At 67.9% G+C, this 1052-nt stretch carries 1 protein-coding gene and 1 pseudogene; one reads left to right on the forward strand and one right to left on the reverse strand.

What is annotated here, in order from left to right; genetic code table 11:
- Positions 1-372, reverse strand: a pseudogene (locus tag AB0E94_RS53230) (MFS transporter); the annotation flags it as partial.
- 54 nt (positions 373-426) lie between these two features.
- Between AB0E94_RS53230 and AB0E94_RS53235 the strand changes: the two are divergent.
- A partial coding sequence (locus AB0E94_RS53235; protein ID WP_360344678.1) for a helix-turn-helix transcriptional regulator occupies positions 427-1052 on the forward strand: 626 nt, incomplete at its 3' end.

Genomic DNA, 1052 nt, shown 5'->3' on the forward strand with positions numbered 1-1052 from the left:
GCCCTCGCTGGCTTCGCGAGCGATCCGCGCGGATTCGGGATGGTAGGCGGCCACGCCGATGCCGGAGACCGCCACGAAGAAGAGAGTGAGTGTGTAGTTACCGCTCAGTCCGCTCAGTGCGATACCCACCCCGCCCAGCATGGTGCTGACGGGCAGCAGCCAGGGCATTGCCCACCGGTCGGTGAGCGCGCCGAACACCGGCTGCGCCACCGAAGACAGCAGTGACGCAGCGAGCACGAAGCCAGATGCCGCCGCGTAGGTGTAAGCCCGTTCCGCGACGAACAACGGCACCAGAGCCGCGACGGTGCCCTGGTAGATGTCGACGCAGGCATGGCCAACGGAGAGCAGGGTGATTGAGGTTCTCCTTCGCACTCAGCGATGGTTCCAACTCGCCACCCTGTCGGGCTTCCGATAATCTGCCAACCAATGACGGAAATACGCCACGCCCCGGTGGCCCCCACGCGTACTCAACGGCTCGCGTCCGGGGGCCAGATCGACGCGCACCGTCATGACGATCACCAGATCGTCTACGCCACCCGCGGGGTGCTGTCCGTCACGACCGACGAAGGTTCCTGGGTCGCGCCGGGCACGCGCGCCATCTGGGTGCCGGCCGGAACGGTGCACGCCCACCGGGCATACGGCGAACTGGACCTGCACCTGGTCGGGTTGCCGGCATCGGACAACCCGCTCGGCCTGGACACTCCGACCGTGCTGACCGTCGGCCCGCTGCTATGCGAACTGATCATCGCCTATGCGGGCGACGGAAGCGGAGACAGCCCAGAACGGGCCCGGCTGCGCGCCGTGCTGCTCGACCAACTCCGGGCCTCTCCCCAGCAACCGCTGCACGTGCCAACCCCCACCGAGCCCGTGCTGCGCACCGTGTGCGCCATCTTGCAGGCCGACCCGGGCGACAACCGTACGCTCGCGGAACTCGGCCGTGAGGTGGGGGCCAGCGACCGCACCCTGTCCCGGATGTTCCGCCGCGACCTCGCTATGACCTTTCCACAGTGGCGCACCCAGCTACGCCTACACCACGCACTGATTCTGCTGGC

It is taken from the genome of Actinoplanes sp. NPDC026670 (assembly GCF_040638175.1).
GTDB lineage: Bacteria > Actinomycetota > Actinomycetes > Mycobacteriales > Micromonosporaceae > Actinoplanes.